Source organism: Parapedobacter defluvii (genome assembly GCF_014642075.1).
In the GTDB taxonomy this organism is placed as follows: domain Bacteria; phylum Bacteroidota; class Bacteroidia; order Sphingobacteriales; family Sphingobacteriaceae; genus Parapedobacter; species Parapedobacter defluvii.
Genome location: NZ_BMIK01000005.1, coordinates 42,944 through 55,719, shown reverse-complemented (window position 1 = coordinate 55,719; position 12,776 = coordinate 42,944). Strand labels below are relative to the sequence as shown.

Below are 12,776 nucleotides of genomic sequence, written 5' to 3'. Positions count from 1 at the left end.
TCGGGGCTTCGCTAACTGAACCAATTCAATATCAGTCGGTCTTCGTATTATACAGCTGTTGATGCCATTGATGCAATTCCGTCTCGGGCATCTTAATTACCTTGCGGTCGTAAGTCATCAACCCATTGGTTTCAATTTCGACATCCGTGGTCTGTGTGTATACGGCAGCCGAAAGTCCAAGCGGAATAAGCCTCGCGAGGTCACTTACCAAACCTTTGTAACGGTTTTTCAATTCGTCTACATTTTTGAAGCTTTGGTATCCCCAGTTGTCTTTTTCCTGCCACGTGTGCCCTTCAATGGGCAACCCGAGTCCACCGAATTCTCCCAACACCAGAATCCGGTCATTTCCGAACAATTCCGGCCGTGGCATCACTGCATCTGGGTAATTGTGGATATCGAAAATGTGGCCTGTTGGGAAGAAGTTGCCTCCGCTGGCGCTGTTCACCAACCGGGAAGGATCATATTTCATGGTCCATTCGGTAATTTCGACGGTTTTGAATTGCCCCCAGGCTTCGTTGAAGGGAACCCATACAACAATACTGGGGTAATTATGCAGGGCATCTAGGATGGCCTTCCATTCTTTGCGATAGATGGCCTCTGAGGCGGCCGACCGGTCTTTGTCATGCTGTTTGCCCGAAGTAATACCCGGACGCATATCCCAATGGTTGCCACCCAGATCGCCGCTGGGCATATCCTGCCATACCATCACACCAATGCTGTCGCAGTAATAATACCAACGAGCCGGTTCTACCTTGATGTGCTTGCGGATCATGTTGAAACCCATTGCCTTGGTTTTTTCCACATCGAAACGCAACGCCTCATCTGTGGGTGCGGTATACAGTCCATCCGGCCACCAACCCTGATCCAACGGACCGTACTGAAATAAAAATTCATTGTTGAGTAACATGCGCTGAATCCCCTTCGCATCTTTCCCCATGGAGATTTTACGCATGGCGAAATAGGAGGATACCTCGTCGACCACTTTTCCCTTCCGCAACACCGACACCTTCAAATCATAGAGGAATGGATTGGATGGAGACCACAGTTCAGCATTGCCGATTGACAACGACACGTCCGCACCTACAGCCGCTGTTTCTTCAGCAACCTTCTCCTGTCCTTTCCAGGCAGAAATCCGCAGTTGGTCACCTTCTTTGGCCGATTCCACCGCAGCTTGCACCAGAAGCTTACGTTGGTCGACATCAGGGGTTTGTTTCGTTGCTGCAATATAGGTTTCGGGGACACCTTCCAGCCATACGGTTTGCCAGATGCCCGTAACGGGCGTGTACCATATACCATGGGGATTTACAACCTGCTTGCCATTGGGCTGAGGGCCTTCGTTGGTGGGATCCCACACGCCTACCGCAATCTCCTGGTCGGCGCCTTTTTTCAGATAAGAAGTAATATCAATTGAAAACGGATCGTAACCTCCCTCATGCGAACCTGCCTTCTGACCGTTGACATACACTTCACATTGCCAATCTACGGCTCCGAAGTGCAAAAGCACCCGTTGCTTGCGGATGTCTTTATCCACAGCTATCGTCCTACGATACCATAAAGAACTGTCTTTACCAACTGTCTTTCCTACACCCGAAAGCGACGATTCTACCGCATACGGGACTAAAATCTGTCCATCGTAACCCGTGGGAGCTGTTCCCAGTTTGCCGGGTGCGATGGCATATTCCCAAGAGCCATTGAGATTTTGCCATCCACTGCGTACAAGATTCGGGCGTGGATATTCCGGCAGTGGTTGCTTGGGATCAATGTTTTCAGCCCATGCCGATCGGATTTTGTTGCCAACCGGCTGCCAAACCGCTGGCTGCTGGGCAACAAGATGTCCTGCCTGTAGGCAGAATAAACCTAACAAGACTGACACGAATTCTCTTTTTCCTGTTTTCTTCATTTGAATAAATTGTTTTTAATACTTACGAAACTTGCAGGTTTTTATACCAAGTTATCGCATAGTGGATCCGTTTTTATATATATCTGTTTATGTATGGATAATTAAGGCAACGAATATAGGTACAAAATCAAGCTTTTTTGTCTCATTATTTCGACATATTGTCTTATGCGATTTACACCTCCTCCATGTCAATTGTTAAAATTACATTATTTTCTAGTTTATTTTGTAACATTTTCAGAAGAGGTCTATAATTTTAATCATTTTTTTAACTACTTTTGTTCCCATAACATACCAAGCATGGTTATGTCGACGCAGGTTACTAGGAAAATATTTGCAAAACTGTTCTTTGCCATCTTTTTCGCAAAGATGTTTATTTCCACTGCACCTATTTTCATTCAGCAGTTTGATAGAGACACCTTATTACAGGTGGTCATGCAGCTTGAGATCGAAAACAATACCGGGAAATCTGGCATAGGCGATCAGGTAAAGGATACTTTCGCCAAGGATTATGCCAAGTCGGCAATCCATTTCACACTGCAACCCCCTACAGACTTTTTCATCCGTACAAATTTTATTTCAGACGATGCGAGGCATATCTGTGCCTTTTACCCATCTGTGCCAACTCCCCCTCCCAACTGTTAACGCCTCTTTATTAATCAGTTAATTTAATTGGATAACCCCTTGCACAGTGTTTCCGATAAGGGATTCGTGAGCCTGTTCATAGCGGGGATTCCAGAGATGTTGTACATTTTATATGAGTTGTTCCTATGTTTGGTACACGTGTATCCGCGTTTTTGAAATTATCAAAACGGGATTTGAAATATGACTTTCCGGCAAGTATTGTAGTTTTTTTGGTAGCCTTGCCGTTATGTTTGGGGATTGCTATGGCCTCGGGTGCACCGCTATTCTCCGGTTTGTTAACAGGAATCATCGGAGGCATTGTTGTCGCCTCTTTTAGTGGTTCGCAATTGAGTGTGAGTGGTCCCGCAGCGGGACTGACCGTTATCGTATTGGGCGCCATCCAGCAACTGGGTGCTTACGAGACTTTTCTGCTTGCGGTGGTCATTGCCGGATTGATCCAGTTAGTTTTAGGTATCATCAAAGCCGGCATGATTGGCAACTACTTTCCATCGGCCGTCATCATCGGCATGTTGGCAGCTATTGGCATCATTATCATCCTTAAGCAGCTTCCACATGCCGTTGGCTATGACTCGGGGTTCTTTGGCGAAGAGAGCTTTTCCCAACTTAATCAGGATAATACCTTCTCAGCGCTCCAGAAAGCACTCGGAGCCATTAATTACGGCGCCACCGTCATTTGTCTGATTTCCCTGGCCATACTAATCGTGTGGCCGACATTTAAGCGACTGAGACTGGTTCCTGCCCCCCTTGTTGTGGTCATTCTGGCCGTCGTGTTGGGTCAGGTTTTTGAAGGTACTTCCTTCGCGTTGGATACAAAGCATTTGGTGGTAATTCCGGTCGTACAATCATTCGGCGAGTTTTTGGGATTATTTATCTTCCCGGATTTTACGCAGATTTTCAATCAAGAGGTCTGGGTAGTGGCTTTTACCATTGCCATTATTGCCAGTTTGGAGACCCTGCTCAGCGTTGAGGCGGTAGATAAAATAGACCCCTTCAAGCGCAACTCACCAACCAACCGTGAGCTTTTTGCGCAGGGTATCGGCAATGCCACCAGTGGCTTGCTGGGTGGCATCCCCATGACGGCTGTAATTGTGCGGTCATCGGCCAATGTCAACGCAGGTGGCCGTACACGGCAGAGTGCTATCTTGCATGGCATCTGGTTATTGCTTGCGGTGATTACCATCCCCCAAATAATTAACCTTATACCGCTCTCGTGCCTCGCAGCGATATTGTTGCACACCGGCTATAAGCTGGCGAAGCCATCGGCATTCAAACAAATGTGGCACAAGGGACTGGATCAATTCGTTCCATTTTTAGTAACCATTGTTGCCGTAGTTTTCACCGACCTGCTTACCGGAGTCGGCGTAGGTCTATTGGTAGCGATGTTCTATATTCTAAGGAACAATTTATCCAATGCTTTTGAATATGATATTGAAGAAAATGAGGATGGAGCGAAAATAACTTTTATCTTAGCGGAAGAAGTGACATTCCTCAACAAAGCAGCGATACAAAAGGCCCTTTATGCCCTCCCAAAACGCATTAATGAAATTGTCATTGATGGTTCGCAAAGCCGCTTTATAGACAAAGACGTTATTGAAGTCATCAAAGATTTCGAACAGCATGCCGTGAGCAAAGGCAAGACCATCGAACTGGCAGGAATCGTAAACCGGAAAAATGTGCCGAATATCAAGCGTTTTACACAAGCGATCCTGAAAAACGGCTCACCGACACGTCCTATAGTAAAAAAACCATCAGAAACCATTTAATAAAAACATACCATGTATAAAAAACAGTTAGAAAACCCAATATTAAAAGCAAGCTTCGAGAAAATACTAGCTGGCAATGAGGAATGGGTAAAGCAAGTTAAGGAAGATACAACGGGTAAACTTCAGCAATTGGCCCAGGGCCAAAGCCCCGAACTATTATGGATTGGCTGCGCCGACAGCCGGGTGCCGGCTAATCAAATCACCAACACACTGCCGGGAGAGGTGTTTGTTCACCGCAATATCGCCAATATGTGTGTGCATTCGGACATGAATATGCTGAGTGTACTTGACTATGCTGTTAACGTACTGAAAGTAAAACACATCATCGTAGCAGGGCATTACGGTTGCGGGGGGGTATCGGCCGCACTCAGCCGTAATCAATTCGGCATTATTGATAACTGGCTGTGCCATATCAAGGATGTATACCGGTTCCACAGTGATGAAATTGACGCCATTGAGGACGAGGTGCAAAAAGTAAACCGTTTGGTTGAGCTGAATGTTGCCGAGCAGGTATTTAATTTATGCACCACATCGATTGTACAGAATGCTTGGAAGGAACGGAACGACCTGGCGGTGCATGGGATGGTCATTGATATTGCTACAGGTAAATTGATCGACCTTAATATCACCTTCACGGATAGTTTGGGTTTGGGTAAAGTATTTGCATTTAAATAAAAGAGAGTTGCTTCCGCGGCATTTTTCCGCTCAAGCCGCGGAGGCTTTGCTCAATCGCTGCAAGGGCTTGTTGGCGAAGCGCACAAGGCTTTCCGTCGCTCGCCGCGACAAGGCGTTACTTTCTGACCGCAGAAAGTAACCAAAGACTCGCCTCTTGGAGATCCTCTTGGAGATCCTGCTACGGTTGGTAGTGCATCCCACTGCATCCCGCAGGATCTCCCATGTGGCATAAAAAACGATACGGCGGGTCCGTGCGGATAGACGCACGGAAGGGTCGTTCGTAGGAGAATGGCCGTCCTCCCCCACCAAACCTCCGTTCAGAGGGGGATCGGCCTTGAAGGATCGGGAAGTAGGGAGCAGCAAAGCATGTGCAGAAACAACCGTACCGGCAACAAACAAGCGGATTGAGGGAGCGCAGCGGCTGCAATCCGCGCTATGAATGCTTTGCAATCAACCTACGACCGAGGCTTCAAAGCCTTGAACTTTTGGTTCTTTTCTTTCAAGAGAAAAGAACGAAGCCCGCCCGACGATGGCAAAAATCTTATTTCTCTTCCATAAAAGGGTACCGGTAATCCGTAGGCGGATCAAATGTTTCTTTGATCGTCCGCGGCGATACCCACCTCAGCAGGTTGATCATTGATCCAGCCTTGTCGTTCGTGCCCGATCCGCGGGCACCACCGAAGGGTTGCTGCCCGACAACCGCACCGGTACACTTATCATTCACGTAGAAGTTGCCTGCTGAATGACGAAGGGCATGCGTCGCTTCGCTGATGGCATAGCGGTCGCGGGCAATCACGGCTCCCGTCAGCGCATAAATGGAGGTGTTGTCAATCACTTCCAGTATCTCGCCCCATTTTCCGTCTTCGTAAACGTATACGGTCAATACCGGTCCGAACAATTCCTCGCACATCGTCACATAGTCGGGCCGTTTCGCCTGAATCACCGTCGGATAAATATAGTACCCTTCACTTTTATCATACGTACCTCCTACCAGAATTTCGGCATCGGAATCCTGTTTTGCTGCATCGATGTATTTCGCCAGTTTATCGAATGATTTCTCGTCGATTACTGCATTGATGAAATTAGTGAAATCATCCACGGGACCGACTTTGAATGACTCCACATCCCTTACAATCAAGTCCTTCAATTCCGGCCACAAGGATTGCGGAATGTACACCCGGGATGCTGCGGAGCATTTCTGGCCCTGGTATTCAAATGCGCCCCGCACGATCGCGGTTGCGGCTACCTTTACATCGGCCGACCGGTGTACCAGGATAAAGTCCTTGCCGCCTGTCTCTCCTACGATCCGTGGATAGCTACGGTAACGGTGGATATTCTCTCCGATGGTTTTCCATATCTGTTGAAACACGGCTGTTGAACCCGTGAAGTGGATTCCCGCAAAGTCGCGATGTTTGAAAATCACCTCCCCCGCTTCTGGCCCATCTGTGTAAATCAGGTTGATTACCCCATCGGGCACACCCGCTTCCCGGAACACCTCCATTAATACATGGGCAGCATACACCTGGGTATTCGCTGGCTTCCAAACCACCACATTCCCCATCAATGCAGCAGAGGTGGGCAGGTTACCCGCGATTGCCGTGAAATTGAAGGGAGTCAGCGCGAAGACGAACCCTTCCAACGGACGCTGTTCCACCCGGTTCCAACTTCCCCGGGGCGAAACCGGAGGTTGCTGGGCGTAGATCTCACTCATGTACCTGACGTTGAACCGGAGGAAATCCACGATTTCGCACGCCGAATCAATCTCCGCCTGAAATGCGTTCTTAGACTGCCCCAGCATCGTTGCGGCGTTCAACTTATATCGATAGGGACCTGCTATCAGGTCGGCTGCTCTCAAGAAGATAGCCGCCCGTTCTTCCCAGGGCAATCCTTCCCAGGCCTCCTTTGCTTTCAACGCGGCATCGATGGCCGCCTGCACATGACTTTTGTCTCCGTAGTGGTAATATCCGAGCACGTGCTTGTGCGCGTGCGGTGGACGGATAGCAATTTGATGTTCGGTACGGACCGCCTCGCCCCCGATATACATCGGAATATCCACCTGCACCGCCAAGGCGGCTTGCAGTGCCTGTTGCAGCAGTTTACGTTCTTTGCTCCCTACAGCGTACGAGAGTACCGGCTCATTTACCGGATCCGGTACCTTAAAAAATCCTTGTGACATGCTTTCATTCATTTGTGTGACGCAACAAAGCTACCAAAACCCACAGGACTGTGCAATTAATTTACCTCCCGAGCGGTGATGGCATTGTAATCTTTGACGATGGTATGGAGAAATCCCATTTCATCCATTCCCTCAGGGATTTCAAGATTCAGGTGGCTTTTCAGCTTATTTGCCAGTTGATAAATCAATAGACTGTTTCCAGACTTTGAATAGTTCAGCAACACTTCATGTACCAAGGCAATATCGCGATCGTTCAATGCGTCAACTTCCGGAAAACGGGGCTGGTACCCTTCAAGAACCGGCTTAAAGGCGACAGCTGATAACCCCGTGCGCGGTGTGGTTTTGATAAGGGTCGTATTGGCGACTATATCGCCGATCCGTTGCTTGTTGGTGGTTACTGCTACGGAAATAAGTGCGCCCAAACCACTGGTAAGCAAAAAATCAACGATCCGGAACGTCCACCGCAATAGATACTGCCCAAGGCTCGGTTGCGCTCCGTCCAGGCTGATGACCTTGATTTTCATGGCACGCTTGCCCACGCTCTGCCCGTTGAAAAAGAGCTCACATACCAGATCGTAGAACACATAAAATACACCAAAGATGATCAATAAGACGACAAACCCCACCTCATCCGCACCAGCGCCGAATAATATTCCGGCCAGTATGGCTCCCAAAATGTATAATAATATAAATATACCCATGTCGATCAGTCGGGCGGCGATACGTTCGCCAAGTCCGGCAACATCGTATTCGATATCGATATTTTGTGTGGTGCTTACTTTGATGGTATTCATTTGAACAAATATAGTGGATGTGCTAAAACATTGGCCGATGTTTACTATTTTTATTGCCATCCATTAACGATAAGTGACTGAAACATGCGCGAAGCATTATTTGTAAAGCAGAACGCAGCGAAGTGGGAACAGTTTGAAAATATGCAATCCAATTCGCCGGACGAGTTGGCAGACCGTTTTATTTCCATCACGGATGACCTTGCATATGCCAAGACTTTCTATCCCAAATCGCGGACAACGGCCTATCTCAACGGGCTTGCTGCGAGGCTACACCAGTCCATCTACCGGAATAAACGTGAAAAAGGGGGAAGGTTCATCACCTTTTGGAAGTACGAACTGCCGTTGCTTTTTAAGCAACACGAAAAGCAGTTGCTGTATGCACTGCTGTTTTTCCTGACCTTTTGCGTCATGGGAGCCTTGTCTGCCCGATACGATGACACATTTGTACGGCTCATCCTGGGTGATAGCTATGTAAACATGACGAATGAAAACATTCAAAATGGGGATCCATTTGGTGTTTACAAACAGGCAGATCCGTTCGAAATGTTTTTTTTCATTGCCATCAATAATATCTGGGTATCCTTTCTTGCCTTTACCCTGGGCATTATCTTTTCGGTGGGTACACTCTATGTGCTTGTCCGCAACGGTATCATGCTGGGATCGTTTCAGTATTATTTTTTCAGCAAAGGACTGGGCTGGGATTCGGTGTTGGTCATCTGGATTCACGGCACATTGGAGATTTCAGCCATTGTCATCGCCGGCGCTGCCGGCCTTGTCATGGGCAACAGCTTCTTATTCCCCAAAACCTATAAACGGATGGTTGCCTTTAAACAGGGGGCCAAAGATGGACTGAAAATGATCATCGGCCTGATTCCGGTTTTTGTAGCGGCAGCTTTCCTCGAAGGTTTTGTAACCCGTCATACCGGGATGCCCCTATGGGTGAGTTGCTCCATATTAGCCGGATCGCTCGCCTTTATCAGCTGGTATGTGGTAATCTATCCGAATCGTTTACATCTATCCTCTAAATTAACTAAGTTGCACCATGGAACAGAAGGTCGAATTTAGCCGTACCCGCGATTTTGGCGAAATGATCAATGACAGCATCAATTTCGTCCGGCAAAACTTTAAAGCATTGTTTACGCCGCTGCTTTACATCTGCCTTATTTTCATACTGGCAGCCATGGCTACCGGTATCCTGATCCAGGTCAAGACCATCGGACTCCTGGGCGCGGAAAGAGCCGGTACATTGGGTGCTTTTGGCGGTACGGCATTTCTTACCGGATTTGGAATTAACTATGTACTGTATCTGCTGTTTTATTTCCTTTCTTTTACCGTTGTCCAGTTGGTTACGTTGTGTTTCATCGATCTATACAAGAAAAACGGCAACGTTGCTCCCACCAAAGAAGAAGTTTGGAATGCCTGCAAAACACATTTTTGGCGCTTCACACTGGCCTCGCTCTTATTGAGTATCATCGTGGCTATTGGCACCCTGTTTTGCATCATCCCGGGGATCTATCTATTTCCGATTGCGAGTTTGGTGTATGTAATGATCATTATGGATGGTGCGCCATTCGATCAAGCGTTTACCCGGGCATTTACCTTGATCAAAGACAATTGGTGGAAAACGTTCGGCGCACTTTTCATCGTTTGGCTGATTGCCTACTTCAGTGTCGGATTGGTTGCCCTGCCCGGCACCCTGATGACCATGAGTAGTTTACTTTTGGGTGAAACATCCTCCCTGTCGTTGACCGGAGCGATACTGAATGTGGTTGTCCAATCCTTCGGCATGCTGGTCTACTCCCTTCCCACAATTACCACGGCACTTTGCTATTTCAACCTCCGCGAAGAAAAGGAGGGCACCGGGCTGATGGAACGTATTGAAAACCTCGGCACAAACACGGATACGGGCCGGGATTTACCCGATGAAGAATATTGAAACTGATGTGGAAGTTCCGATATATCCTTTGGTTACTCTGCTGCAGTAGCTGGCTAAGTGTCTCTGCCTATGCAGACCATGCCCCGGCAGACCAAACGGCCAAAATCGTCATGCCGGACTCGTCTGCGGTAACTCCCCGACAGTTTGACCAAGCTTCGCTGGACAGCTATAAGGCGCGCGCCGACTTCCAATACGACGAACAGCGGGTAGACCTGTCGTGGTGGCAGCGCTTTAAACAATGGCTCGCGTACAAGATCGCGGAATTGATGAGCCGGGAAGGCTCCCATGCGCTGTTGAAAAACGTGCTCGTCGTCTTGGGTATCGCAGCACTGCTGTACCTCGTCATAAAATTGCTGGGGATGGATGCGGCAGGCATTTTTTCCCGGAAGTCAAGAACTTCCGATCTCGGTGTTACCGAGCATACTGAAAACATCCATGGCATCGATTTCGCAGCGGAACTCCAGAAAGCGATGGAAAACGGGAATTACCGGCTCGCAGTACGGTTGTTGTACCTGGACTGCCTGAAAAAACTCAGTGATTCAGGCCTCATCCATTGGCAGCCGGCCAAGACCAACGCTGCCTATGTAGGCGAACTGGAGGACACCAGGGTTCAATCGGAATTTAAACGGCTCACCCGGCAATTTGAATACATCTGGTACGGTGATTTCGGCGTCAATCGCCAACATTTTAACCAATTGCACGAAGCATTCCAACAGTTTGATGAAGAGCTGAAATGAAGGATCTGAAGGTATACATCATCATTGCGTTGCTGGCATTGGGCACATTTCTATACGTCCAATACCGGAAACCTGCTCCGGTGAACTGGACAAAAACCTATGCCAGAACGGATAAGATCCCCTACGGAACGTATATCCTGCACCACGAATTATCCAACTTGTTTGGCGGAGTGGCCGTTCGCCCTTACCGAAAACGGATATACAATACCCTTGAGGAAGCGGGCAACGGCGCCGATAGTTACCTGATTATTGCCTCCCAACTGGATATGGACGAGCCGGACTATCGGAAATTGCTGGCTTATGTAAAAAGCGGAAATGACCTGTTTATCGCGGCGCATCTATTCGGATCTGTATTTTCCGACAGCCTAAAACTAACAACCCAGGGCTATTTCCCATGGGGCGACACCGTAAAAACGGTCAACTTCACAAACCCAGCACTCCATTCCGAAACGGGATTTCGGTTTGACAAACGTATATCGGAAGGGCATTTCACAGAATTTGATACGTTACGGACTACGGTACTGGCAACCAACGGCAGGGGCAATACGGTTTTTCTCCGCTATCCGGTTGGCGATGGCAACCTGTACTTGCTGTCATCTCCCGACTATTTCACCAATTATGCACTCTTATCGCCGGAAGGAGCTGCCTTTGCGGCCAATGCACTTTCGTACCTGAATCCGCAACGGCAGTTGATCTGGGACGATTACCAGACATTGGGAGACCCGACACAACAGTCTCCCTTGCGCTTCTTTCTCACCAATGAACACCTGCGCCCCGCCTACTTCATCGCGTTGTTCAGTTTACTCGCTTTTGTACTTTACGGCATCAAACGCCGCCAGCGGGCGATTCCCGTTGTGGAACCTCTTAAAAATACAAGCATCGAATTCGCACAGGTAGTCAGCTCGGTTTATTACCAACGTCGGGATAACCGCGATTTACTTGCCAAGCAGTACCGCTATTTTCTGGAACACGTGCGTTCGGCCTACCATCTAAACACCAACGAAGTCGACGGAAACTTCATGCAATACCTGAGTTTACGGTCGGGCGTGGATGCGTCTATTTTGTTAAACATCCTTCAGGGTATGAACGAGATACAGCGCGGCAGCACCATTGACGACAAGAAATTGGTATCCTATCATCGTGATCTTGAACTTTTTTATCAGCAAACTTTATGGAAGAACAACATTTCGAACAACGTACTGACCTGAGTGGACTAACAGGTGCTATCCAACAGATCAGGGACCTGCTGGCAACCGTAATTGTGGGGCAACAGCAGATGGTCGATCTGCTTATTGCGGGGATCCTTGCCGATGGGCATCTCCTCATAGAAGGTGTACCGGGCGTAGCAAAAACGCTCAGTGCAAAGCTGATCGCCCAGTGCATTGATGCCAAGTTTTCCCGCATTCAATTTACGCCGGATCTCATGCCTTCGGACGTTTTGGGTACATCTGTATTCAACCCGAAGGAAAATGAATTCAGCTTTAAACCCGGACCCATTTTCGGTCATATTATCCTGGTCGACGAAATCAACCGTTCGCCCGCAAAGACACAGGCTGCCTTATTTGAAGTGATGGAAGAACGGCAGGTTACCTTAGACGGCCATACCTATCCGATGGAGGAACCCTTTGTGGTACTGGCTACACAGAACCCGATTGAACAGGAAGGTACCTACCGGTTGCCGGAGGCCCAATTGGACCGCTTTTTATTTAAAATAGAAGTTGGATATCCTTCCCTGGAAGAAGAAACACAGATATTGGCCTACCATCATACGCAGAAACTGGATGAAAAAATTACCTCCATCAAACCCATACTTACCACGGCAGATATCCGCAATTACCGCAAGACGGTGAAAAGCCTGCATATCGAAGATAAATTATTGGAGTTTATCGCCCGTATCGTACATGAAACGCGCAACCACAAATCCATCTACTTGGGAGCGTCGCCCCGTGCCTCGTTGGCAATTGCCAACAGCGCCAAAGCAATCGCCGTAATGGATGACCGCGACTTCATTACACCGGACGATGTAATACGCGTGGCCCCTGCTGTATTACGCCACCGCCTCATCCTCACCCCTGAACGTGAGATGGAAGGGTTGACGGCAGACGACGTGGTGTCACAGATCATCAAAGGGATTGCTGTGCCCAGGTAAACGC

At 48.3% G+C, this 12,776-nt stretch carries 11 protein-coding genes; 8 read left to right on the top strand and 3 right to left on the bottom strand.

The genetic code is table 11. The features are described 5' to 3' along the window. Positions 1–31 precede the first annotated feature (31 nt). Entirely contained in the window at positions 32–1,900 is a 1,869-nt protein-coding gene (locus IEX60_RS09605) for a glycoside hydrolase family 2 protein (RefSeq protein WP_188749959.1), read from the bottom strand. A gap of 297 nt (positions 1,901–2,197) precedes the next feature. Here IEX60_RS09605 and IEX60_RS09600 point away from each other — a divergent pair, with 297 nt between their 5' ends. The 3 genes from IEX60_RS09600 (at position 2,198) to IEX60_RS09590 (ending at position 4,980) form a co-directional block, all read left to right on the top strand. Further along, positions 2,198–2,542 (top strand): hypothetical protein, encoded by a 345-nt coding sequence (locus tag IEX60_RS09600; protein WP_188749957.1) that lies wholly within the window; start codon positions 2,198–2,200, stop codon positions 2,540–2,542. Between the two features lie 125 nt (positions 2,543–2,667). Beyond that, entirely contained in the window at positions 2,668–4,305 is a 1,638-nt protein-coding gene (locus IEX60_RS09595) for a SulP family inorganic anion transporter (RefSeq protein ID WP_188749955.1), read from the top strand. Between the two features lie 12 nt (positions 4,306–4,317). Continuing rightward, positions 4,318–4,980 (top strand): carbonic anhydrase, encoded by a 663-nt coding sequence (locus tag IEX60_RS09590; protein WP_188749953.1) that lies wholly within the window; start codon positions 4,318–4,320, stop codon positions 4,978–4,980. 541 nt (positions 4,981–5,521) lie between these two features. On the opposite strand, the gene pruA is transcribed toward IEX60_RS09590, so the two are convergent. Both pruA and IEX60_RS09580 read right to left on the bottom strand, forming a co-directional pair. Then, positions 5,522–7,156: an L-glutamate gamma-semialdehyde dehydrogenase gene (gene pruA / locus IEX60_RS09585; protein ID WP_188749950.1), complete on the bottom strand. Its 1,635-nt coding sequence runs from the start codon at positions 7,154–7,156 to the stop codon at positions 5,522–5,524. A 56-nt stretch (positions 7,157–7,212) separates the two neighbouring features. Next, on the bottom strand, positions 7,213–7,950 hold the full coding sequence (locus IEX60_RS09580; protein WP_188749948.1) for an RDD family protein: 738 nt from the start codon (positions 7,948–7,950) through the stop codon (positions 7,213–7,215). An 84-nt stretch (positions 7,951–8,034) separates the two neighbouring features. Here IEX60_RS09580 and IEX60_RS09575 point away from each other — a divergent pair, with 84 nt between their 5' ends. The 5 genes from IEX60_RS09575 to IEX60_RS09555 are packed head-to-tail and all read left to right on the top strand — an operon-like array spanning position 8,035 to position 12,772. Further along, complete coding sequence (locus tag IEX60_RS09575) at positions 8,035–9,015, top strand: stage II sporulation protein M (RefSeq protein ID WP_188749946.1); 981 nt, start codon at positions 8,035–8,037, stop codon at positions 9,013–9,015. Further along, positions 8,993–9,886 carry a hypothetical protein gene (locus IEX60_RS09570; protein WP_188749944.1) on the top strand — a complete coding sequence of 298 codons (894 nt, stop codon included), beginning with the start codon at positions 8,993–8,995 and terminating at the stop codon, positions 9,884–9,886. Before IEX60_RS09575 ends, IEX60_RS09570 begins: the two co-directional genes overlap by 23 nt. 5 nt (positions 9,887–9,891) lie before the next feature. Further along, positions 9,892–10,623 carry a DUF4129 domain-containing protein gene (locus IEX60_RS09565; protein ID WP_188749942.1) on the top strand — a complete coding sequence of 244 codons (732 nt, stop codon included), beginning with the start codon at positions 9,892–9,894 and terminating at the stop codon, positions 10,621–10,623. After that, positions 10,620–11,831 carry a DUF4350 domain-containing protein gene (locus tag IEX60_RS09560; protein ID WP_188749939.1) on the top strand — a complete coding sequence of 404 codons (1,212 nt, stop codon included), beginning with the start codon at positions 10,620–10,622 and terminating at the stop codon, positions 11,829–11,831. The genes IEX60_RS09565 and IEX60_RS09560 overlap by 4 nt, the downstream gene beginning before the upstream one ends. Continuing rightward, positions 11,795–12,772, top strand: a complete 978-nt coding sequence (locus IEX60_RS09555; RefSeq protein WP_188749937.1) for an AAA family ATPase — start codon at positions 11,795–11,797, stop codon at positions 12,770–12,772. The genes IEX60_RS09560 and IEX60_RS09555 overlap by 37 nt, the downstream gene beginning before the upstream one ends. Positions 12,773–12,776: the final 4 nt, after the last annotated feature.

What these genes read in the sequence shown, in the direction of transcription:
- IEX60_RS09575 (WP_188749946.1), top strand. Translation starts at nt 8,035, where the DNA reads ATGCGCGAAGCATTATTTGTAAAGCAGAACGCAGCGAAGTGGGAACAG.
- IEX60_RS09570 (WP_188749944.1), top strand. Translation starts at nt 8,993, where the DNA reads ATGGAACAGAAGGTCGAATTTAGCCGTACCCGCGATTTTGGCGAAATG.
- IEX60_RS09580 (WP_188749948.1), bottom strand. Translation starts at nt 7,950, where the DNA reads ATGAATACCATCAAAGTAAGCACCACACAAAATATCGATATCGAATAC.
- IEX60_RS09600 (WP_188749957.1), top strand. Translation starts at nt 2,198, where the DNA reads ATGGTTATGTCGACGCAGGTTACTAGGAAAATATTTGCAAAACTGTTC.
- IEX60_RS09595 (WP_188749955.1), top strand. Translation starts at nt 2,668, where the DNA reads ATGTTTGGTACACGTGTATCCGCGTTTTTGAAATTATCAAAACGGGAT.
- IEX60_RS09560 (WP_188749939.1), top strand. Translation starts at nt 10,620, where the DNA reads ATGAAGGATCTGAAGGTATACATCATCATTGCGTTGCTGGCATTGGGC.
- IEX60_RS09555 (WP_188749937.1), top strand. Translation starts at nt 11,795, where the DNA reads ATGGAAGAACAACATTTCGAACAACGTACTGACCTGAGTGGACTAACA.
- IEX60_RS09565 (WP_188749942.1), top strand. Translation starts at nt 9,892, where the DNA reads ATGTGGAAGTTCCGATATATCCTTTGGTTACTCTGCTGCAGTAGCTGG.
- IEX60_RS09590 (WP_188749953.1), top strand. Translation starts at nt 4,318, where the DNA reads ATGTATAAAAAACAGTTAGAAAACCCAATATTAAAAGCAAGCTTCGAG.
- pruA (WP_188749950.1), bottom strand. Translation starts at nt 7,156, where the DNA reads ATGTCACAAGGATTTTTTAAGGTACCGGATCCGGTAAATGAGCCGGTA.
- IEX60_RS09605 (WP_188749959.1), bottom strand. Translation starts at nt 1,900, where the DNA reads ATGAAGAAAACAGGAAAAAGAGAATTCGTGTCAGTCTTGTTAGGTTTA.